We start from the raw sequence: 21,522 nt of genomic DNA on the forward strand, positions 1-21,522 counted from the left end.
TTTATCGGGGTACAGGATTGCTATTGTCTTATGGTGAAATAAAAACTATATGAGAATAGCGATATGGCAGCTGGATTTTATCGAATTATAAGGAATACCATTTATCATAGTCTGTGTTACAGGTTGATGGATAGATGAGGAGTCTGAAATTAGCGATGAAATGGTTACAGCGTTTATTACTGTTGGTCGGTGGGACTGCGGGGCTTATCCTGGTCGTATCGATTATGTATTTTTTGTTGTTTGTCCTGGGAAATGTTGATTTTTCGCAGTCTTATCGGAACATAAACAATTATGAGGGAATCACGTTTACCAATACCTATAAGCATAAAGCCTATAAGCGAACTTTTTGGGGCCTGAAGGAAATTGCTTATCCAGGGGTATCGCTGGATAAGCACGAAATCGATCGATCGAGTAGTGCCTATGAGCTGGTAAAGCGAAAAGCGGGAGAACATGCTCGGATTACCTGTTGTACGGTTTCACCGGATGGCAATTATGTCTTGTATGCGGAGGCAGTCTCCATAAGCAACGGCGCCTCGACGGATGATGATCACATTTATTATCGGGTGTTAAACATCCAGGATGGTTCGGTTACGACGATTTACGATGGAGTCTACAAATGCTTCTGGGTAACATGGCAGTGATAGCGGCTGGAATATGGATAAGAATTTTTGGGGGATTTATCTGGGAGCTTATATCGTAAAGAAAATACGTTAAAAATGACCGGTCAGATTGACAGTTTCCACTGTCCATTTGACCGGTCATTTGATTAGGGCGCTAGTGATTAATGCAGGGCCTCTTTTAAGGTATTCATGTTTTTGCGCATGGTCATGAGATAGGCATCCATAGCGGATTCGTTAGCTTCGCCAGTTACTACCGGGTCTAAGGTGTAGATTTTGGCGCCAGTTTCGCGGGCGATGGTTTTAGCGGCCTCGGGCGAATACTGCGGTTCTGTGAACAGAACTTTAGCGGGGAGCGGTTTTACCTGTTCGATGACTTCCTGAAGTTCCGTTGGCGTCGGTTCCGTGCCAGGTTCCCGTTGGATGACCGTCAGGATTTGCAGTCCAAATTCCTTGGCAAAATAGGGAAAGGCTTCGTGGAAGGTTACGATGTCCTTATGCGGGACGTCATCGAGGGTTTCATGCATTTCCTTTTTGAGTGCTTCGAGTTTTTGGATATAGGCATCGGCATTAGCCTGATAGGCATCTGCATGTTTGGGATCGGCGGCTTTTAGCTGTTCAGTGATATTTTTGACCTGCTTAATGTTTGCCGTAATGCTGAGCCATACATGCGGGTTTTCTTCGTCGCCGTCTTTTAGTAATTCGATGTCTTTGGACGCGTCAATCAGCTTGAGGTTTTTCTGTTCTTTGAGGATTTTATCGAGGAAGTTTTCCATGCCGGCTCCGTTAGCGATGAGAGCATCAGCCTTTTCGAGGGTTTTCATGTCTTCCGTGGTCAGCTGATAATCATGCAGGCAGCCGGTCTGCGGTTTGGTCATATTCGTGACCGTGACTCCGTCAATTCCCTTCGTGATGTTGATGGCATCGATATACATCGGATAGAAGGTGGTGACAATATGGAAGGTGCCGTCTTTGCTGGTGGCGTTTGACGACGATTGATTGTTTCCTGCGCCACAGCCGGTAAGCATCAGGCAAAAGGCGGCGAGCAGGCAGAGCAATGAAGTTTTGCATTTCAAAATAAGGACCTCCTAAAGAAAATATGTAAATAGGAATATTACTATTTACGATTATAGCACGCAAAAAAAAAATGACAAGAGCTTTTGATAATTTTTATCATCACTCTTGTCGTTGACTGGTCAATTTTTGTGTTTTTGTTGCTGGCATTTCTGACAGAGTCCATAGAACTCGAAGATGTGTCCGGTAATCTTAAACCCTTTTTTGGCAGCTTCCTGTTCGTAGGCATCAGTCATGGGGCAGACGTCAATGCATTCGGTACGGCCGCATTCGGTGCAGACCAGATGATGATGGTGATGCGAATCATCGGCCAGTTCGTAGACGTTGCCGGCGCTGCGGAAAATTTCGTGAACGATGTCAAGCTCCGTCAGCAGGGAAAGATTGCGGTAGATGGTGTCAAGGGATACATCGGGCTGTTGTTTGCGTACCTCTTCACAGATTTGTTGTGCTGTAGGAAAAGGAGGACAGCTTGCAAAGGCTTGTAAGACTGCGCGCCGTTGTGGAGTTATTTTGTAGCCCTTGACGCGAAGTCGTTCAAGAGGCGTTGTTTTTTTTATCATAGGATGTCACCTCGGTTGTCATTCTGCTATCCGTTATTATAACGTCATTGCTTTCGATTTGCCAGAAAAAACGATTATTTCTTGAATTATCTTAAGGAGTTTTTGTTTGTGGCGTGGAGCAGGGGAAGGAGGACTTGCCTTTGTTGTTGGCGAATCTATAAGACGATAGTAGGCTTGGTTGGAAAGGAGACGCTTATGGAGTATAAAATCTTGGATGATACGAATCTGTTGATACGTTTGGATCCTGGTGATGAAATATGTGATGCCCTTAGACAAGTGGCTCAGCAAGAGCAGCTTGGGCTTGCCAAGGTGCAGGGTCTTGGCGCTGTAAAACGAGTGGTCATGGGCGTGTATAATGTCACGACGCAGCAGTACAAAGCCAACACTGTGGAAGGTGTCTTTGAAATGCTGTCCCTTACCGGAACAATCGATACGATGAAAGAAGATTTCTACAGCCATTTGCATATCGTCATTGGAGACGAAGCGGGGCACGCCTATGGCGGTCACCTCAATGAAGCGGTGATAAGCGCCACGGCTGAGATCGTACTGACGAAGCTGGCGGGAAAGGTCGATCGGGAAAAGAGCGCCAAGACTGGATTGAATATCTGGAAGTTCTAGGTTATATAACGCATTTGGCACGAGGTAATGATAAAAAGAATCCGTGATCGATGATTTACAGAAAGGATGAAAAGGATGACGAAAAGCAGAAGATTTTTGTGGATGATTGCGATTGGCTTGGTGATGGTCTTTTCGGTGGGCATTGCTTTTGCTAAGCCGTTGGAGGCAAGCGGGGCGTCACCGGAATGGGTGAAGAATCTTCCAGCGGCGAAGCAGGCCAAGCAGCTTTTTGTGGTCGCAGGTGTTGGAGAGACTACGGCCTGGGTTTCGCTGCATGAAAAGGATGCCAAGGGAAACTGGCAGCAGGTTATGACTACTCCCGGTTATATTGGAAAAAAAGGTTTGGGCAAGACGAAGGAAGGCGATGCTAAGACACCGGTGGGAACGTTCCGTTTTACGAAAGCATTTGGCATTGCTCCGGACCCAGGCAGTATCATGCCCTATACGCAGGTGGATGAAAATATGTATTGGTCCGGGGATTGGCGGCCGGGTATGAAATACAATGAAATGGTGGATATTCGAAAATACCCGCGGCTTGACAAGGAGGCCAGTGAGCATATCATCGATTATACGGTTCATTATGTTTATTGCCTCAATATCGGTTATAACGAGGCTGGTACACCGGGGAAGGGCTCGGCCATTTTCCTGCACTGCATCGGCCCGAATAAGCCGTATACGGGTGGATGCGTGGCTATTCCGCAGGACAAGATGCGTTTGGTGCTGCAGACCGTGCAGCCGGATTGTGTGGTGGTGATTGATTCCTTGAAAAACCTTTCGCCAGCTACCGTTGCCGATTGGGGAATATGAGAAGGGAGGAAGTTCGATGAGAGTAGGACTAAAGAAAATAATCCGGGGCATATTTATGGCGGCGAGTTTGACGATTTCTTTGACGGTGGCTGTTCCAGATGCTGGCGCCGAATCGTTGACAACGGCATCACAGACCGCAGCGATGACGGTAAATCCGGCGGATAGTTCGGGATTTGTGGAACTATCGGAAGCGGTGCCGGATGTCATTTTGGAACCGCGTTATTATTCTACCTATAATTTCGTAGGGGATCGCATTGCTGGGTATCAAGCACCGCGTGTTTTCATGACGAAGGAGGCAGCTAAGGCGCTCAAGGAAGTCTCCGATGATGTGGTGAAACAGGGATACCGGCTGAAGATATATGATGCCTATCGGCCGCAGATGGCCGTAGATAATTTTGTGGCCTGGGCAGAGAATCTTGAGGATAAGCGCATGAAGGATTATTTTTATCCGCAGGTGGATAAGACGAGACTTTTTGCCGATGGCTACATTGATGCAAAATCGGGGCATAGTCGTGGTTCTACGGTAGATTTGACGCTCTTTAATGTACAGACGGGTAAAGATGTGGATATGGGAGCAACGTTTGATCATTTTGGCATTGAAAGTCACCCCGATTGGTGCGGCAATCCCGAGACCGGCAAGTACACAGGGAAATATAAGGGAAGTAAAAAGCCTAAAGACGGCAAAATCAATGAAGTACAGTTCAAGAATCGTATGATTTTGCGCGAGGCGATGCTAAGACATGGGTTTAAGGCACTGGACACGGAATGGTGGCATTTTACCTTGAAAAATGAACCCTATCCGGACACGTATTTTACGTTCCCCATTCAGAAAAATACATAAAGATTCCCTGCAGAATATCGCGCCGGCAATAGCTGTTGATGAGGAATCGATGAGCTTTTAAACATTGAAGGTAGTAGAAAGCAGGGCGGAAAATGTCCTGCTTTTCGTCACTCGTGGAAAGGATGATAATGACATGTTTAAGGAAAATCATACAAGGATAATTGTACGCTGCCTCTGGAAGACTTGCGTTATTTGCATCTGCTGCATAAGGACATCAACGGGGTGACGCAGGAAGGTTCTATATCAATGTAGAAATATAATTTAGAGAAAATTTGTTATTTTTAAAAGAAAAAAGGAGTGGATAAAATGTATCGGCCAAAGAAAGTTATGGTATCCCTTTTGACCGCTTTAATGATTGGCAGTACCAGCTATACAGTGGCAGCAGATCGGGAGAGCATTGCGCAAGTAGCTCTCCTGCAATCCTTGGCGCAGGGATATTTCGGTGGCACGGTCACTGCGGGGCAGCTTCGCCGGCTCGGAGATACGGGGATTGGGACCTTTGAGGGCCTTAACGGTGAGATGATTGTGCTCGATGGCAAGGTTTATCAGGCCTTGGGGGATGGGCGCGTTATCGTTGCCCCGGACAAGACGATTATCCCCTATGCTACGGTGACTTTTTTTGACCAGGACATTGCCGTCAAAGGAAAAGACATTAAGAATAAGGCTGCTTTTGAAAAGCTTTTGAATGAGGAAGTTCATAAGCAGGGCGCCAATAGTTTCTATATGGTGAAATTGCATGCAACCTTTGATTCGGTGCTATTCCGGAGTGAATATGGAAGTAAGGAGCCTTATCCTACGCTAGTGGAAGCTTTGAAGGGGAAACAGACAGAGTTCACAGAAAAAAATATCAAGGGTACCCTGGTGGGATTATACTGTCCTAGTTATATGGGCGAACTTAACTCTGTAGGCTGGCATTTCCATTTTCTTTCGGATGATAAGAAAAAGGGCGGCCATATCTTAGAACTCTCCCTCGACGAAGGAACGATTTATCTGGATAAAACGGATAAGTTCACGATGATTCTGCATGAGGATAAAAAGTTCCATGATATTAATTTGGCTAAGGATATGAAAGAAGATATCCGCAGCGCTGAGCAGGATACCAAGAGTAATTTGCAAAAGGAGAAATAGATTGGAGTAAGTCGCAGATAAACACGGCGATAAGTTTGAATAGATTGGAGAGGAGGGGGCATTATGATTCCCGGAGGAAAAGGAAATCGCAGGTTTGTGCAAAATTGTGCCCTTTGTGGCAACGCTCCATGTGATAAAGTATGTCCTAAGGCACTGGAGCCATCCCGGCAGATTCGCAGTATATGGTTTGAAAATGAGAAATGTGCGGCGGCCCGCCTGCCGAAAGAAAATGTATGTGCCGCCTGCGCTGCCCCCTGTGAAACGGCTTGTTTGAAGTGTGGAGAAGTGCCTATCCAAAAGATTATGCAGTTTTTGTTTGATGAGAGAAAGCCGGATTCTGTGCCGGCCATGCTGGAAAATGAAACGGTGTTGCAGACAGAGATCTGTGGAATTCCGTTGGAAAATCCCTTTTTGCTCGCCTCGTCGGTTGTGGGCAGTAATTATGATATGTGTGCCCGTGCCTTTGAGACTGGCTGGGCGGGGGTATCGTTCAAAACCATCTGTGCGTTCCCCATACGAGAAGCCTCGCCACGGTTTTCGGCGATTTACAGTGCGGATGGAAGCATGATGGGGTTCAAGAATATTGAGCAGCTGTCCGACCATAGCGTGGCAGAAAACATGGCTGTTTTCCGGCAGCTCAAAAAAAAATATCCGCAGAAATTTATACTGGCTTCCATCATGGGGCAAAATGACGAAGAGTGGACGGAACTGGCGAGACAGTGTCAGGAAAATGGAGCCGATGCGTTGGAATTGAACTTTTCCTGTCCTAATATGATGGAAGAGGGGCTGGGGTCTGATATGGGGCAGGTACCGGCGTTGGTGGAGCGCTTCACGGCAGCCGCCAGGCGCGGGACCAGCATTCCCATTCTGGCGAAACTGACGCCGAATGTGGCCCGCATGAGTCCGGCTGCAGAAGCGGCGTTAAGTGGTGGCGCAGATGGACTTTCAGCTATCAATACCATCAAAAGCTTGATGGCGGTTAATCTTGATACTTATGTCAGCAGTCCTGATGTCAATGGTAAGTCAGCGGTGGGAGGTTACAGTGGCAATGCGGTAAAGCCGATTGCTTTGCGTTTTGTCGCGGAGCTCGGGCAGAATCCAAAGCTTAGGAACATGCACCTTAGTGGCATGGGGGGCGTGGAAACCTGGAAGGATGCGCTGGAATTTATGCTGCTCGGTGCGGGTTCCATCCAGGTGACGACGGCAGTCATGCAGTATGGGTATCGTATCATTGAGGATTTGAAGTCCGGCCTGGCGTATTATTTACAGACCAAGGGCTTTAAACAAGTGGGGGATGTGGTCGGATTGGGCCTAGATTCAGTCAGTGCTACGACGGATGTTTTGGAGCGGGAAAGCATCGTCTATCCGAAGTTTGATCGCAAGACCTGTATCGGATGCGGCCGTTGTGAGATTTCCTGCATGGATGGTGGTCATCAGGCAATCCGGATGGATGAAAGGAGGCGCCCCATCCTGGATGCCAAGAAATGCGTGGGTTGTCATCTTTGTGTACTGGTATGCCCCACGGAATCCATCGTCTCGGCGGGGAAAAGAATAATCAAAAATTGTTGAGGCGAAATGTGATAAAGTTGACTGCAAATGAGCGATAGCTATGGTAAGGTGGTTATAGAGAGAGGGACGAATGCAGAGAACGTGGATGATTGAGGAAAGGATTGCTTATGAAGAATAAACTTTTACTCAAGCGTATCTATGAACCGCCAGCAACGGGTGATGGCTATCGGATTCTCGTGGATAAGTTGTGGCCGCGAGGCATCAAGAAGGAAGCGGCTCATCTCGATGAATGGGCCAAGGTCATCACGCCTAGTACCGAAATCCGGCGCTTGTATCACCAGGGCGAGATGCCCTTTGATGGCTTTGCGGAGGCCTATCAGGAAGAACTGGCAGCTGGCGAAGGGGCAGCTGCCTTTGCTGCCCATTGCCGAGAGCTGTTAGCGGCGCAGAATGTGACCTTGGTGTATGCGGCGAAAAACGAGCAGGAAAATCATGTGCTGGTGCTGCGGGAGTGGCTGCGGCGGAATATGTAAGAATGGGCGGTTTGACAAGTCAGATTTTGACTTGTCAGGCCGCTCGTGGTATTTTTACGGAAGGTTGACCGGTCAATGGGAAACGTTAAGTAAACTATAAGAATTAAAGGGTATAATACGGATTGTTTCACGTTGCAAAATCAAAGGAGGCTTATTGTGAGTACTTTTTGTGAATGCACCAATTCAGCTGATGTGAGCTGGTGCAAAAAATGGATTTTGGCGCTGGCAATTGTCCAGACCCTGAGTATGGGGAAATCGTTCCTGTTTATGACGGGGAAAGGGGATGGCGATGTTGCTATGCTGTTCAATATAGTAACAATAATAGCTGTCATTTTGTTCCTGATCCTGGCGATATATGTCAATTATAAGAATAAGGTCTGGCATTTTTTATTCCGGTTGCTGTTAAGTGTCATGGGCAATGTGATTTTATTGGTGATGGCCGCTTATTCTATTGGTGTTGCCGCGGCAATCGTTTGGGTGGTGGCCGCTGTCTTGGTCAATCGCCGGCGGTTTGCGGTATTTCTGCGGTATAAAAACTATATCAGCTATATCGTGGCAACGTATATCCTGACGGCTGGCCTCAGATTGGCCGTGATGCGGCTCTTTTTCCAGAAGCCGGAGATGTGGCCGCTGATTCAGCTTGTTTCGTTTGCCATTAGCATGGCGTTGCTCGGCTGGTTCTATCATTTGCTCATGCAGGAGATACAGAAAGGGAGAACGTTCTTCGAGGCGACGCGCATTGTGGCGCTGATTCCCGTGGCCTTTATCTATTTCCTCATCGGCTTGCTTACCATTGTGCCCGTGAAATTCTTCTCGGGCGAAAGCCTTTTTGGTGAGGAGGAAAATGATTATCTCGTAATGCCACAGAAATAATTTGTTTGCGTATCTGAATGACAGCGCAACAAGGTAAAACAGACGGCCTGATAAGTCATTGTATTGACAAGTCAGGCCGTCTGTTTTATGTTTGAGGACTTTGACCAGTTAAAGTGCTTGGTCAAATGGCCTTGTCATGATGTTTACAAAAATATAACGATATTGACGCTTATGGTATACTGATGTAAATATATTTTTTATTAGCAAAGCAGAGATATTAGCGGGAGGTTGGCTGATGATGGGAATGACGACACGTCTGACGGTAGTGGTGGATAAACGGGCTTATAAGTGGTTAAAAGAAGAGCTCGGAAGCCGATTGCAAAAGATGCAGGTCGGCCTGGTGCTGGATTGGTAATTACGTAAAAGGGACAATTGCTATGGAAATATATGCGACAGAAGAAAAGCAGGAATATATGCCGTTGCTCCTGCTAGCTGATGAGCAGCAGAGTATGGTTGAAAAGTATTTGGCAGCAGGTACGATGTATGTCCTTGCGGATGAAGGCGAAGTGCGAGCTGAGTGTGTGGTAACGGATGCAGGAAATGGCATACTGGAAATCATGAATATCGCCGTTGCCCCAGCGTGGCAGGGGCGAGGGTATGGGAAAAAACTCATTGAATACGTGGAAAATCGGTATCGAGCGTCCTATGACTGGCTTCAGGTGGGAACCGGCGACAGTCCGTTGACTATTCCCTTTTATGAGCACTGCGGGTTTGTCCGGCACCATGTGCGGAAGAATTTCTTTGTCGAGAACTATGATCATCCCATCGTTGAGTGCGGGCATAGGCTGATTGATATGATTGTTTTGCGGAAGAAATTGCGCCCTTATTAAAATCTCGTTTTTTACGATATATGGAAGAGAGGTGTTAGTAAAGGAGGATTGTATGGAGATTCAAGCAACAAAAGCGGTGCTGTGGAATCCAGGTGCCGCAGAAACAGAGTCGTCGAAGCGGGATAAGACCCCGGTGGCCAAAACGACGTTTTCCTATATGCTCCGCCAGCTTGAGACTGGCGGCGGTATCCGTGATACCGGCGAGGGTGATAATGGCGAGGAAACCACTACGGTCACGCAGGTTATGTCGGATGGTTCGGTGCTCGTAACCATTTATGCAGGTGACCGCATCGTGTCCCAGAGCAAGACCCATGCGGCGCACCGCACCCCGAGGAGAATCCGACGATACTGAGCACGCAGGTGGAAAAATCAGGGCAGGCTATCCCCGCTGAGGCGGAGAAGATGGCCAGCGCCGAAACGGCTGCTTTAATGATGAATGCGTTGGGCAAAGTTTGAAACATAGTAGTATAGGATAGAGCAGGCTGACCGGTCAATTTACTGGTCAGCTTTTTATATGGTATAACGCTACGAATACGATGCATAAGCTTGTGGCTGCTATCGAAACGAAATTTTCGATGACCCAGGATTAAAATAAAAGCCGTGTAAAAATAGACGGATTGCCAGTCGATTTCGGTGGTAATCCGTCTGTTTTTTGCGTTACTATAACATTTATGCTAAAATATACATATAAAATGTTTAATAAATACATAAAAGAAAGGGTGACCGGATGAGTTTTAGTAAGGAATCTGTATCTGTTGCTATGGCCTATGTTGGCGTTTTGGTGGGGGCAGGTTTATCCTCAGGGCAGGACTTGCTGCAGTATTTTTTGAGCTTTGGTGAAGCAGGCCTGGTTGGCGTTGCCGTGCTGGGTATTTTGAATATAGTTTTTGGGCGCATTATCGTGACGCTCGGTTCTCATTATCAGTCGAACAATCATCAGGAAGTCTTAGAGCAAATTGCGCATCCCGTTATCCAGCGAATTATCGATGTCACGCTGGTGGTTTCTTGTTTTGTCGTTGGCTTTGTCATGGTCGCAGGAGCCGGGGCGAATTTGCAGCAACAATTTGGTCTGCCGAGCTGGCTCGGTGCCTTGGTATGCTCCGTGTTGGTCTGTGTGATCGCGTTTCTTGATTTTGACAAGATCACGCGGGTGCTTGGCGTGTTTACGCCTATTATTGTCGTCATGATTCTGCTGGTGACGGGCTATACGTTTTGGGGGAAGTCGTATGACTTTGCCATGCTTGATGGGGTGTCAAAGACGCTGCGGCCGGCAATGCCCAATGTCTATCTGGCCGTCATCAATTACTTTGCGCTCTGCGTGATGAATGGTGTTTCGATGGCTTTTGTGCTGGGCGGCTCAGTCGTGCGCATTGGCGATGCCGAAAAGGGCGGTGCGTTAGGTGGCGCGATTATTGGCGTGATTGTAGGCAGCGCTTCGCTGGCGCTTTTTGCCAATCTCGACAAGGTCAAGGATGCGGAGATTCCGATGCTGACGCTGGTGAATCAGATACATCCCGTGTTTGCCGTTATCTATGCGGTGGTGATATTTGCGCTGATTTTCAACACAGCTTTCAGTCTCTACTATGCAACGGCACGCCGCTTTGCTGGCAGTAATGTCAGCAAGATGCGCAAAATCCTCATTGGCATTGTCGCGCTCGGTTATGTTTGCAGCTTTGGCGGTTTTTCTCAGCTGGTTGCATGGATGTATCCACTGCTTGGCTATATGGGAATTCTGCTATTGGTAGTTCTGGCGGTGGCCTGGGTGCAGGAACGCGAGAACATCATCCGCGAAAAATTCCTGCGGCGCAAGATGATACGACTGCTGTTCCGGAAATATGACGACGATATGGAGTTTCAACCAGAGCATAAAAAATTATTTAAGAAGCTCGGGGAAATGTCCGTCGCTGACACAAAGCAGTTAACGCGTGATATCAAATCTTATACCAAGGAGTTGGCGGAGAATACGGAGAATTTGCAGGAGTATGCGCGGGAAAATCTCCCCTTGAAAAAACGGATTCGAAATAGGTGAGACGAAAGGATCTGCCAAAAAAGGAATGGACTGATCAGTTAGCTTGGTCAGTCCGTTCCTTTTTTGGCAGATGGGAGTGGATTCAATAGCTGTAGGCAGGCTAGGAGATAGTCGCTTTGCGAAGATTGGGCGATGCCGGTTTTGCACCAAAGGGCAAAATGTTCGCAGTTGTTGAGCAGCAGATTGTAGCCGTGTTCGCCTAGTTTGCTGCGGGCACGGGCGACGGTTTCTTCCGGGGAATACAATTCGATATCATCGCCGAGCAGGCGCCGGACAATCCAATCAAATAGTGGCGGATCGGATTGGGTTGTGGAATTCAACACGTAAATTGTATCACTGACGCCTTGGAAATCTGCTAAGGTGGTTTCGCTGATAATTCCATCGCTTACCAAGGGATTTTTTTCTTTGTAATAGTGAATGACCTGCTGGTTGCCGGCATAGATGCCAAAATGACGGTAGCCAGTACGTTTGACATAAAGAATATCACCAGGTTGGAGAGCTGTCATAGTATCACCTCATGTTGTACAAAGAGTAAGATAATATTGTTCTATTCGCCAGAAAAGGGAAATATCCTCTGCTGGCGAAAGTATTGAGAGAAAAGACTCTGATAATTTGAGGTGTATTGGCTATGGATTATTCGGTGGAATACAGGAAAAACGGGATGCCGCTTTCGTTGTTTCAGCAAAACTATCAAGATGTTGCCACTTATCTGGCGTATTGTCAGGCATGTCCCAACTATAATACGGTCTGGAGTTGTCCCCCGTTGCCTTTTGATGCCGTGCGTTATTGGGATCCATTTAACTGGATGTATGTAGTTGGGGCTAAGATATATTTGAGTCCGGCAGTTATCCGGGCGGCGGATACGGCAGAGAAAATCAAAGCGATTGGTTGGCAGATTGTGGTGGAGGTAAAGAGGTCGTTGGAAGAAAAGATGCGTGAGCTGGAGCAGCAGGTGCCGGGAAGTGTGTCGCTGTCCTCTGGTGGCTGTAATCTTTGTCCCGCGTGCAGCAGGCAGAGGGGCGTGGTTTGCCGTTCGCCCGAAACGATGCGGTATTCACTCGACGCCTTTGGCTTTAATCTAACGGCAATTGCCCATGATATGCTGGGAATTGAGATTCAGTGGTGTAAAGATAGATTGCCGGATTATTTCACGCTGGTGCATGGCATTGCTTCGACAGAAGAAATAACCGGTCGTACGTGGGAGGTTTTGAACGTTCCTTTTGACTCAGACAAATGTGAGGAAGGGCTTGACAAGTCCGCGAGTAATCGGTAAGATAACAAGCGTTACGTAACACTTGTTTTATAACGGAAGGATTGTTTTTATGCCCCCAAAGGTTAAGTTTCAAAAAGAGGAGATTGTGACGGCTGCGCTGGAAGTCGTGCGCAAGAAGGGAATCGATGCGGTGACCGCACGTGAGGTGGCCGCAGAGCTTGGTGTGTCTCCGCGGCCAATCTTTACGTGGTTCACGACGATGGAACAGCTGAAGGTCGAGGTCTATGCCATGGCAAAGGCGCGCTATCAGGTGTATATCGAAACAGGGCTCAAAGGGCCGGTGCCATTCTTGGGCGTTGGTCAGCAGTATATCCGCTTTGCCCAAGAGGAACCCGAGCTCTATAAGTTGCTCTTTTTGACGAAGCCGGATGAGGCAGTGGGCGGTGCGATGGATGCCCTGCATTTTTCGCAGGAGCTGGTGCGTGAGTCGATTATGCGCATCTATCACATGGATGCGGCGACGGCGGATAAATACTTTCGCAATCTCTGGCTCGTGGCGTTCAGCTTTGCGACGCTTATCGTCACCGATGACTGTCCGTATACGGATGCGCAGATGAGTGCTGTCTTTACCGAGATGAGCCTTGCCTATTGCAAGGCGTTCAAGGAAGTGCCGGGATTTGCTACCGGTGATTTTGACAAAGATGCAATCTTTGGGGCATTAGTCAAGAAGTGAAAAAGAATATTGAGGGTAGTATGGATATTGTAGTTTACGTCCACGGGAAGGGCGGAAGTGCAGCCGAGGCTGAGCATTATCGGGCGTTTTTCCCCGATGCGAAAGTGCTGGGCCTTGATTATCAGACCTTTACCCCGTGGGAAACAGGAAATGAGATTCGAGAGATCGTTAGGGACTTATATGAGAAGTATGACAATGTGGTGCTGATTGCCAATAGTATTGGCGCGTTTTTCAGCATGTGTGGCGGTATTGACGCGTATGTGAAGCAGGCGTATTTCATTTCGCCTGTGGTCGATATGGAAACGCTCATCACGAACATGATGCAGTGGGCGCAGGTAACAGAGAAAGACTTAGAGGAACAGGGCGTAATCCCTACAGAGTTTGGCGAGGACTTGTCCTGGGAGTATCTTTCTTATGTTCGCAGTCATCCCATCCAGTGGACGGTGCCGACACAGATTTTGTATGGCGGTCACGATAATCTTACGGATTATGTGACGATGCAGGCTTTTGCCGATAATCATGATGCGGATCTTACGGTAATGGAAGCTGGTGAGCATTGGTTCCATACTGAAGAGCAGAGGCAGTTCTTGGATGATTGGCTTTGGCGTGTAAAGGGAATGTGATTTTAAGGCAACACAAGGAGGTCTTATGGTAACGACAGAACGACTGATCCTATATCCGGCTGATGGCATTCAGATGGAAGGGGCTATTGACACGGTACAGGATGCAGAGTTGAAGAAGGCGTATGAGGAAATGCTGACTGGCTGTATTTCACATCCGCATCAGTGGGATTGGTATGCGATGTGGATGATTGAGCGTCATGATGGCAAGCATGTGGGGGATTTATGTTTTAAAGGGCTCGGCGCAGATGGTGTGGCGGAAATCGGCTACGGGATCGAGGAGGAATACCGTGGACATGGTTATGCGACTGAGGCTGTGCGGGCGGCAATTTCCTGGGCCTTTTCTCATCCGGAAGTGAAACGGATTGAAGCTGAGGCTGAGGAGGGCAATGCCGCATCAAAACGCGTATTGGCGAAGTGTTGTTTTCTAGTGAGCGGAGAAATTGGGGAAGAAGGTCCGCGTTATTTCCGGAACCGTTTGTCGATTGAGTCGATGCTTGAGGTGATATGACGATGAGGATTTTAATTCTGAATGGCAGTCCCAAAAGAAAGAAAAGCGACACGATGCATATTACCCGGGCCTTTGTGCAGGGCATGGAAGATGCCGCGCCGCAGGAGGTAAATGTCATTGACATCGCCGATAAACATATCGAATTCTGTGTGGGGTGTTTTACCTGCAAACGCAATGGTGGTACTTGTGTACACAAGGATGATATGAAATCGCTGATAGCGGAGATGTTAAAAAGCGAGTTGTTATTGTTTAATTTCCCGCTCTATGGGTATGGTATGCCAGCACAGTTAAAGGCCTTCATTGAGAGGACCATGCCGCTTTCCTGCATAAAGATGAAGAAGGTTGGTGAGCGTTATGAGCATATCGGGCAGGCGAATTTTGCCCATCTTCGTTATCTGATGATTTGCGGCTGCGGGTTTCCGAACAGCAAGGGGAATTTTGAGCCAGCGGTGGCGCAGTTCAAGTTGCTCTTCCCGCGTCAGCATACAATCATTACGGTGCCTGAAAGTCCGATGTTTAACGTGCCACAAGCCGATATCGTCACGAAGCCGCGGCTCGAGCTGGTGCGTGAGGCGGGATGGCAGTATGCTGCGACGGGCGAGATATCCGCAGATTTGTTGGCACAAATTGGTTCACCGATGATTCCTGAGGAGACCTATGCGGCGATCGCCAATGGAGAACAGGTGGTGAACTGAAACAATTCTTTAGGTGTTTCTAAGTCTTTGGGGTGCTATTTTTGTTATAATAAAAATAGCGAAAGGACGGTGAGGACTGTGTGGAAAAAATTGACGGTTTTAGCGAGCTTTCTGGTGATTCCGTCACTCACGGCATCAGCGGCCGTGGTTACGGTGAACGGTCAGGGCGGCTCGGAGCGAAGTGCTCTGCGACAGGCCTTACGGCAGGCGATTGAACAGCAGGTCGGCGTCATGGTGGACAGCCGCAGTTATGTGCAGAATTACCGTCTTATCAATGACCGCATCTATACGCAGGCCGATGGCTATATCAAAAGTTATGAGATACTTGAACGCACTAAGGATAACGGCATTTATAAGGTAAAGGTGCGCGCCGATGTTTCGGAGCAAAAACTAAGTGCCGCGCTTGGTTCCTATGCGCAGAAAAAGGCTGTCGTTGGTGCCAATATGCAAGATCCGCGTGTTGGTGTCGTGGCGATGGATCAGCAGGGCACCCGCTATGCGGCTTTAGAAAATGCCGTGATGGAAGGTCTTGGTGCACAGGGCTATACGCGGATTGTCGATATTGATCAGCTTGACAAGTCCAAACAAAAGCAGCTGCAAGCAGCGGCTCTTTCGGGTGACAAGTCAATGATTAAGACGTTGACTTGTCAATTTTCGCTTGACTATCTCGTGACCGTGTCGGTGGATAAGGCTGTCGGCAGTATAGCTGATTATGCGCCTGTGCCGGGTTTTGAAAATCTCAAGAAGGCAAATGTCACGGTGTCGGTGCGCATGCTAAATGTCAATAATGGCGAGGTTATATACGCGGGCGTGTTCAAGGGAAAATCCGAACGCCGCGGCCCCAATGCCGTAAACGAGGCGATAGCCGAGGCTGCTAAAGGAATACCTGAGGCCATCGGAACGGCGGCACTTAATAAGGCCGCTAATCCCGAGCAGCACTTGCAGTTAATCATTACGGACAACAAATTGGGCAATATCAGCGAGGCAACAGCAACTTTGCGCGAACTTTCAGGCGTGGGCAATGTCTTTGTCCGCAGTTCAAGCTTTGGCAACATGATCGTTGACATTGACTTTAACGGCACTGCCCATGACTTTGCGACCGTGCTTGAGGGAAATGGCTGGAAGGTCTTAGCACTGGGGGCTGAGTATATCAAAATATAAGCGGCAATAAGGATATGGCGTATGTCCTGTTGCTCATTTCTGGCATAGAAAAAACGCTGTGAAGATGCGGACGATGTTCGTGGCGATCTTCACAGCGTTTTGCTTTAGTTGGTAACGGTTAATGGATCAGGACCGTATTGATTCGGGCCTGGGGTGCCCGGGATAAAGATGACGTATATGGAAAGGGCAAAGTTGAGCAGGGGGATAAATCCGCCGATAACCCACCAGCCAGGACGATCAAGGTCGTGCAGACGGCGTATCAACAGCATGCAGCTGGGGACTGTGATAGCGAGGGCTATGAGTGCGAGTAGAAGGGTACCGAAGATTTCATCGATTATTGCGCTCAGGATGCCTGCAATCACGGCGCCCACGATGTATATCCCCATCAATGCCAGACTGCGAAGCAGGTAACGTTTTCGGTTCAACCGGTTATCGTAGCGGAAGAACTTGTCGGTGATGCTTTCATCGGGGATATATGGTTCATTCCCAAAGGCAGAAACGCTGGGGGCTGGAGCCGTATGCTGACCGGGATAAGGTGGCCTGTTGTTGTAATAAGGCGGATTAGGCTGCTGCATAGGTGGTGGCGTTTGTGCAGGGGGTGTTTGTTGCTGCGGATTATGGGGCATCTGAGAGGGGGCTGCAGTGCTAGTTGGTTGCGCTTGGGCAGGGGTAGCGGTGCCGCAGGATGGGCAGAATTTTGCGGTGCCGTCCAAGGGGGTGCCGCAGTTCGAACAGAAATTAGACATAATGATTCCTCCTAACATAACAATTGTTTCAATCTTTTTATGGAAGCAGTATTTGGTTTGCTCAGAAAAAATTCTTCACAAAGTAGGAAATTCCTGCTGACCAGACAAATTGCCGGTTCGTTTGACTGGTCAACAGAAGTGTAAGACATTGTTTGAAAAAGAAAATTATGTGCCAAGGAAAAATGCTTGACAGGTTATTTGGGCTTCGGTATAATAGCTATGTCAAGGAGATGACCTTGGCACATTTTTTTGAAAACAGGTGATGGGAATGATGGAGCAGCTTTTATATCTGTCCGCTTTGTTTGACCTGTATGGCGCACTGCTGACGGAAAAACAGCAGGAATGCCTGCGAATGCATCTGTTTGAAGATTTTTCGTTGTCGGAAATCGGTGAGGAGTTGGGAATTTCCCGGCAGGCCGTTTACGATAATATCCATCGGTCCGAGAAGGCCATGGAAGCATACGAAGAAAAGCTGGGACTGGTGCGACGCTATCAGGCAGAGCGTCAGGAACTAGCTGAGATTTATGAATCCATCGAGGGATTGAAGACTCCGGAGAATGCCTCGGAGGTCGAAGCAGTCCTGAACCGGCTGAACCCAATCCTGGGACGCAGTCAGGAGGTATCGATTTGATATTTGAGAGTTTATCCGACCGTTTGCAGGAGACCTTTAAGAAGCTCCGCGGACATGGCAAGCTGACGGAAGATGATGTCAATGAAGCCATGCACGAAGTTCGTATGGCCTTGCTGGAGGCCGACGTCAACTTCAAGGTAGTAAAAAACTTCATCAAGACGGTTAAAGAGCGAGCCATCGGTCAGGATATCTTAGAAACCCTGACCCCGGCTCAGGTCGTCATTAAGATTGTTGATGAAGAGCTCACGAACCTCATGGGAGGTACGCAGAGCCGTATCAATATGAGTCCCAATCCGCCGACGGTCATCATGATGGCTGGTTTGCAGGGTGCTGGTAAGACGACGTCTGCCGGCAAGTTGGGCCTCGCTTTAAAGAAACAGGGCAAGCGGCCGCTGCTGGTCGCCTGCGATATTTATCGTCCGGCAGCAATCAAGCAGCTGCAGGTCCTTGGTGGTCAGCTGGACATTCCAGTGTTCACTATGGAGCAGGGCACCGATGCGGTGACCATTGCCAAGAACTCCATCGCGTATTCGCAGTCTCATGCCAATGACGTTATCATCATCGATACGGCTGGTCGTCTGCAGATTGATGAAAAGCTCATGCAGGAGCTTCGTGATATTAAGGCAGAGGTCAAACCTCATGAAATCTTGCTCGTCGTTGACGCTATGACTGGTCAGGAATCGGTCAACGTCGCTCAGACCTTCAACGAAAATCTGGGGCTTGACGGTGTCGTCATGACAAAGCTCGATGGTGATGCCCGTGGTGGTGCGGCTCTGTCGGTCAAGGCAGTGACCAATGTACCGATTAAGTTTATCGGTGTCGGTGAGAAAATCGAGCCGTTGCAGCCGTTCCATCCTGATCGCATGGCTTCGCGAATCCTTGGTATGGGCGATGTGCTCTCGCTGGTCGAGAAGGCACAGCAGACCTTTGACATGGAAGAAGCCAAAAAGATGGAAAAGAAGCTCCGCAAGGATGAATTTACCCTTGATGACTTCCTTTCCCAGATGCAGCAGGTCAAAAAGCTTGGCTCGCTGGAAAACATCTTAGGCATGATTCCTGGTATGGGCGGGCTGAAAAAACAGCTCGAAGGCCAGAACATTGACCTCGACGGCAAAGAAATGCGTCAGATTGAGGCAATCATCAAATCAATGACGCCGAAAGAACGCGCCAATATCGATATCATCAATGGCAGTCGCCGCAAGCGCATTGCCATGGGCTCTGGTACGCGTGTTCAGGATGTCAATAAGCTCCTGAAGCAGTTTGGCGAAATGAAAAAGATGATGAAGAAAATGAAAAAAATGCAGAAGGGCAAAGGCGGGTTCCCAGGTCTTGGTGGGCTCGGCGGCCTGGGCGGCGGTTTCCCCAAATTGCCGTTTATGCATTAAGATTTATACATTTACTTTTGACTACGAAAGGTGGTGAATATTCATGGCAGTAAAGATTCGTTTGAACCGTATGGGTGCTAAAAAGAACCCGTTCTATCGCATCGTTGTAGCTGATTCCCGCGCTCCGCGTGATGGCCGTTTCATCGAGATCCTCGGTAACTACGACCCGAACAAGCAGCCGGCAGTTATCAGCATCGACGAAGCTAAGGCTATCGATTGGATGAACAAAGGCGCTCAGCCGACGGATACCGTTAAAAATCTCCTCAGCAAGCAGGGCATCATGGCTAAGTTTGCTGAAGCAAAAGCTAAGAAATAATTGGAGGGACTCAACATGAAAGAACTTGTTGAAGTTATCGCCAAATCCTTAGTAGACCATCCGGAGGCCGTCCGTGTGGACGAACGACAGGAAGAGGGGCAGACCGTGCTCGAACTTCATGTTGCCGAGGATGATATGGGTAAGGTCATCGGGCGTCAGGGTCGTATCGCGAAAGCTATGCGTACCGTGGTCAAAGCCGCGGCCACCCGGGAGAATACCAAAGTCACGGTTGAGATTATTTAGATGAAACAGCGGCAGGCTCAGTTTACTGGGTCTGGCCGCTATTTCTATGTAGGAGGAACTGTCATGGATACGATTTCACTGAAAATGCCGGTAACCATTAAGGCAAAACTGACGGAAAAACTCAAGGCTAAAATTCTGGGAGAACTCGAAGACGGAATCAAACGTGCCGAGCTCGAAGTTCAGCAGCTTAACATCCAGGAGAAGCGTGTAATGCAGGAAAATCAGCCGGAAGATGCGGAGAACCCGACGCCAGAAGAGATTCAGCGTTTGCAGTCCATTCAGGCACACTTCGGTCAGGAGTGTCAGAAACGCCTGCAGTATCGGGAAGAAGCAATGGCTCGCAAAGAGGAAACGGAAAAACTCGTTCTCGGTGCGGAAATTGTCCAGGGCACGCTCGAGCGTCAGGTGGAAGTTCATGTTGGTGATGATATGCGTGAACTCATGAATGTGGAAGTGCTGGTGGAAGATGACAAAATTATCGCCATCCGCAGTTAAGAAAAAACGCGTCACGATTGGTAAAGTTGGCGCGGCGCATGGCATTCATGGAGAGATGCGCATTATCCCGCTGACGGATTTTACCGAGCGTTTCGCGTCGATGAAAGAAGTCATGGTAGGCGATGAACTGCTGCATATCGAGAGCTGTAAATACCACAAGCAGTATGTGCTGATGAAGTTCCGCGAGTATCCGATTCGTGAGGACGCCATGCGTCTTACGGGGAAACTTTTGACTGTGGATCGCAGCGAAGCAGCACCGCTGGCCGAAGGCGAGTATTATACCTTTGACATCATCGGCCTTACGGTCTACGATGTCAGTGGTAAGGAACTTGGGCGTGTGGAAAATGTTCTGCGCACAGGCAGCAACGATGTTTATCAGGCGCGCCGTCTGGATGGTGGCGAGCTTTTGATTCCGGCACTTAAAGCGGTGGTCAAGGAGATTGATATCGCCGGCGGCCGTATGGTGATTGATATGCCTGAGGAGATTTCTGATGCGCATTGATATGGTGACTATTTTCCCCGAGATGTTTGCGGGGCCGTTTGGTGACAGCATCACGAAGCGGGCCGTGGACAATGGGATTCTCGATATCCACTTCACAAACTTTCGGGATTACGCAGAGGATAAGCATCACCATGTCGACGATACGCCGTTTGGCGGCGGCGCTGGCATGGTCATAAAGCCTGAGCCGATGTATAAAGCAGTCCGCGATGTACTGGGCAAGACCCAGGAATTTGCCGCGAACCGCCGCGTGCTGATTATGGATCCGTCGGGGCCGACGTTTACCCAGGAGAAGGCCAAGGAGCTGGCCGGTTATGATCAGCTCATCTTTATCTGTGGTCATTACGAGGGCTTTGATGCGCGCATCTATAAGCTCGCCGATGAAGCCATCTCGATTGGTGACTTTATCCTGACGGGCGGCGAGCTTCCCGCTATGGTTATTACCGATGCGGTGTCGCGTATGCTGCCAGGCGTACTCGGGGCGCCGGATTCGGCACCGACCGATTCGTTTTACGAAGGCCTGTTGGAATTCCCGCAGTACACGCGGCCACGTGAGTTTGAGGGCATGGCGGTGCCCGAGGTGCTGCTATCCGGTAATCATGCCAAGATTCGGCAGTGGCGCCGCGAGCAGTCACTACTCGTGACGAAAAAATACCGGCCGGACTTATTGGAAAAGGCAGATCTAACCGAAAAAGACCGCATTTTTTTGAATCTGCAGAATGATGCGGAAGATGAATAATGTTTTTAACGAAACCATTGATAGAGGAAAACTGGAAAACTTTGTCAATGGTTTGTTTTTGGTAAGAAAAAGATAAAACCATTAGAAGGATTTTTTCTCATCGCCGTCGTATTCTA

The 21,522-nt window shown here is 48.6% G+C and carries 28 protein-coding genes; 24 read left to right on the forward strand and 4 right to left on the reverse strand.

Going from position 1 to position 21,522, the window contains the following annotated elements:
• Positions 1–155 precede the first annotated feature (155 nt).
• Entirely contained in the window at positions 156–641 is a 486-nt protein-coding gene (locus T504_RS0100375) for a hypothetical protein (protein ID WP_033169074.1), read from the forward strand.
• 140 nt (positions 642–781) lie between these two features.
• Here T504_RS0100375 and T504_RS0100380 read toward each other — a convergent pair whose 3' ends face one another.
• Positions 782–1,693 (reverse strand): metal ABC transporter substrate-binding protein, encoded by a 912-nt coding sequence (locus tag T504_RS0100380; protein ID WP_033169075.1) that lies wholly within the window; start codon positions 1,691–1,693, stop codon positions 782–784.
• A gap of 120 nt (positions 1,694–1,813) precedes the next feature.
• Complete coding sequence (locus T504_RS14100; protein WP_072022673.1) at positions 1,814–2,251, reverse strand: Fur family transcriptional regulator; 438 nt, start codon at positions 2,249–2,251, stop codon at positions 1,814–1,816.
• A 195-nt stretch (positions 2,252–2,446) separates the two neighbouring features.
• Here T504_RS14100 and T504_RS0100390 point away from each other — a divergent pair, with 195 nt between their 5' ends.
• The 10 genes from T504_RS0100390 (at position 2,447) to T504_RS0100435 (ending at position 11,419) form a co-directional block, all read left to right on the forward strand.
• Entirely contained in the window at positions 2,447–2,869 is a 423-nt protein-coding gene (locus T504_RS0100390; RefSeq protein WP_033169077.1) for a PPC domain-containing DNA-binding protein, read from the forward strand.
• Positions 2,870–2,944: 75 nt separating this feature from the next.
• Positions 2,945–3,676: a L,D-transpeptidase family protein gene (locus T504_RS0100395; protein WP_033169078.1), complete on the forward strand. Its 732-nt coding sequence runs from the start codon at positions 2,945–2,947 to the stop codon at positions 3,674–3,676.
• 16 nt (positions 3,677–3,692) lie between these two features.
• The gene (locus T504_RS0100400) at positions 3,693–4,517 is read left to right on the forward strand and encodes a M15 family metallopeptidase (RefSeq protein ID WP_033169079.1); all 825 of its coding nucleotides are present in this window, start codon (positions 3,693–3,695) and stop codon (positions 4,515–4,517) included.
• Positions 4,518–4,823: 306 nt separating this feature from the next.
• Positions 4,824–5,645, forward strand: a complete 822-nt coding sequence (gene budA / locus T504_RS0100405; RefSeq protein ID WP_033169080.1) for an acetolactate decarboxylase — start codon at positions 4,824–4,826, stop codon at positions 5,643–5,645.
• Between the two features lie 63 nt (positions 5,646–5,708).
• Positions 5,709–7,214: an NAD-dependent dihydropyrimidine dehydrogenase subunit PreA gene (gene preA, locus T504_RS0100410; RefSeq protein WP_033169081.1), complete on the forward strand. Its 1,506-nt coding sequence runs from the start codon at positions 5,709–5,711 to the stop codon at positions 7,212–7,214.
• Positions 7,215–7,321: 107 nt separating this feature from the next.
• Positions 7,322–7,687 (forward strand): DUF488 domain-containing protein, encoded by a 366-nt coding sequence (locus tag T504_RS0100415; RefSeq protein WP_033169082.1) that lies wholly within the window; start codon positions 7,322–7,324, stop codon positions 7,685–7,687.
• A gap of 156 nt (positions 7,688–7,843) precedes the next feature.
• Entirely contained in the window at positions 7,844–8,560 is a 717-nt protein-coding gene (locus tag T504_RS0100420) for a hypothetical protein (RefSeq protein ID WP_033169083.1), read from the forward strand.
• Between the two features lie 377 nt (positions 8,561–8,937).
• On the forward strand, positions 8,938–9,390 hold the full coding sequence (locus T504_RS0100425) for a GNAT family N-acetyltransferase (protein ID WP_033169084.1): 453 nt from the start codon (positions 8,938–8,940) through the stop codon (positions 9,388–9,390).
• Between the two features lie 52 nt (positions 9,391–9,442).
• Positions 9,443–9,742: a hypothetical protein gene (locus T504_RS13530; protein ID WP_051635097.1), complete on the forward strand. Its 300-nt coding sequence runs from the start codon at positions 9,443–9,445 to the stop codon at positions 9,740–9,742.
• A 375-nt stretch (positions 9,743–10,117) separates the two neighbouring features.
• Positions 10,118–11,419 (forward strand): YkvI family membrane protein, encoded by a 1,302-nt coding sequence (locus T504_RS0100435; protein WP_033169085.1) that lies wholly within the window; start codon positions 10,118–10,120, stop codon positions 11,417–11,419.
• 47 nt (positions 11,420–11,466) lie between these two features.
• Here T504_RS0100435 and T504_RS0100440 read toward each other — a convergent pair whose 3' ends face one another.
• Positions 11,467–11,925: a lecithin retinol acyltransferase family protein gene (locus tag T504_RS0100440; protein WP_051635098.1), complete on the reverse strand. Its 459-nt coding sequence runs from the start codon at positions 11,923–11,925 to the stop codon at positions 11,467–11,469.
• A gap of 122 nt (positions 11,926–12,047) precedes the next feature.
• Between T504_RS0100440 and T504_RS13695 the strand changes: the two genes are divergently transcribed.
• The 6 genes from T504_RS13695 to T504_RS0100470 all read left to right on the forward strand — a co-directional run bounded on the left by T504_RS13695 (position 12,048) and on the right by T504_RS0100470 (position 16,352).
• The gene (locus T504_RS13695) at positions 12,048–12,692 is read left to right on the forward strand and encodes a DUF2284 domain-containing protein (RefSeq protein WP_051635099.1); all 645 of its coding nucleotides are present in this window, start codon (positions 12,048–12,050) and stop codon (positions 12,690–12,692) included.
• 49 nt (positions 12,693–12,741) lie between these two features.
• Positions 12,742–13,365: a TetR/AcrR family transcriptional regulator gene (locus T504_RS0100450; protein WP_051635100.1), complete on the forward strand. Its 624-nt coding sequence runs from the start codon at positions 12,742–12,744 to the stop codon at positions 13,363–13,365.
• Positions 13,366–13,385: 20 nt separating this feature from the next.
• Positions 13,386–13,988, forward strand: a complete 603-nt coding sequence (locus tag T504_RS0100455; protein ID WP_033169086.1) for an alpha/beta hydrolase — start codon at positions 13,386–13,388, stop codon at positions 13,986–13,988.
• Between the two features lie 25 nt (positions 13,989–14,013).
• Positions 14,014–14,496 carry a GNAT family N-acetyltransferase gene (locus T504_RS0100460; protein WP_081823316.1) on the forward strand — a complete coding sequence of 161 codons (483 nt, stop codon included), beginning with the start codon at positions 14,014–14,016 and terminating at the stop codon, positions 14,494–14,496.
• A gap of 2 nt (positions 14,497–14,498) precedes the next feature.
• The gene (locus T504_RS0100465) at positions 14,499–15,191 is read left to right on the forward strand and encodes a flavodoxin family protein (RefSeq protein WP_033169087.1); all 693 of its coding nucleotides are present in this window, start codon (positions 14,499–14,501) and stop codon (positions 15,189–15,191) included.
• Positions 15,192–15,269: 78 nt separating this feature from the next.
• Positions 15,270–16,352: a flagellar assembly protein T N-terminal domain-containing protein gene (locus tag T504_RS0100470; protein ID WP_033169088.1), complete on the forward strand. Its 1,083-nt coding sequence runs from the start codon at positions 15,270–15,272 to the stop codon at positions 16,350–16,352.
• A 104-nt stretch (positions 16,353–16,456) separates the two neighbouring features.
• Here T504_RS0100470 and T504_RS13700 read toward each other — a convergent pair whose 3' ends face one another.
• Positions 16,457–17,098, reverse strand: coding sequence for a DUF805 domain-containing protein (locus T504_RS13700; protein WP_051635101.1), 642 nt, complete (start codon positions 17,096–17,098; stop codon positions 16,457–16,459).
• 268 nt (positions 17,099–17,366) lie between these two features.
• Here T504_RS13700 and ylxM point away from each other — a divergent pair, with 268 nt between their 5' ends.
• The 7 genes from ylxM (at position 17,367) to trmD (ending at position 21,406) form a co-directional block, all read left to right on the forward strand.
• Entirely contained in the window at positions 17,367–17,729 is a 363-nt protein-coding gene (gene ylxM / locus T504_RS0100480; protein WP_033169270.1) for a YlxM family DNA-binding protein, read from the forward strand.
• Positions 17,726–19,114, forward strand: coding sequence for a signal recognition particle protein (gene ffh, locus T504_RS0100485; protein ID WP_033169089.1), 1,389 nt, complete (start codon positions 17,726–17,728; stop codon positions 19,112–19,114). The genes ylxM and ffh overlap by 4 nt, the downstream gene beginning before the upstream one ends.
• A gap of 43 nt (positions 19,115–19,157) precedes the next feature.
• Positions 19,158–19,430: a 30S ribosomal protein S16 gene (gene rpsP / locus T504_RS0100490; protein WP_033169090.1), complete on the forward strand. Its 273-nt coding sequence runs from the start codon at positions 19,158–19,160 to the stop codon at positions 19,428–19,430.
• Between the two features lie 15 nt (positions 19,431–19,445).
• Positions 19,446–19,673 (forward strand): KH domain-containing protein, encoded by a 228-nt coding sequence (locus tag T504_RS0100495; RefSeq protein ID WP_033169091.1) that lies wholly within the window; start codon positions 19,446–19,448, stop codon positions 19,671–19,673.
• Between the two features lie 63 nt (positions 19,674–19,736).
• Positions 19,737–20,168 carry a YlqD family protein gene (locus T504_RS0100500; RefSeq protein WP_033169092.1) on the forward strand — a complete coding sequence of 144 codons (432 nt, stop codon included), beginning with the start codon at positions 19,737–19,739 and terminating at the stop codon, positions 20,166–20,168.
• Entirely contained in the window at positions 20,140–20,670 is a 531-nt protein-coding gene (rimM, locus tag T504_RS0100505; protein ID WP_033169093.1) for a ribosome maturation factor RimM, read from the forward strand. Before T504_RS0100500 ends, rimM begins: the two co-directional genes overlap by 29 nt.
• Positions 20,660–21,406, forward strand: a complete 747-nt coding sequence (gene trmD / locus T504_RS0100510) for a tRNA (guanosine(37)-N1)-methyltransferase TrmD (protein WP_033169094.1) — start codon at positions 20,660–20,662, stop codon at positions 21,404–21,406. Before rimM ends, trmD begins: the two co-directional genes overlap by 11 nt.
• Positions 21,407–21,522: the final 116 nt, after the last annotated feature.

This window comes from Selenomonas sp. ND2010 (assembly GCF_000702005.1).
Taxonomy (GTDB): Bacteria; Bacillota; Negativicutes; order Selenomonadales; family Selenomonadaceae; genus Selenomonas_A.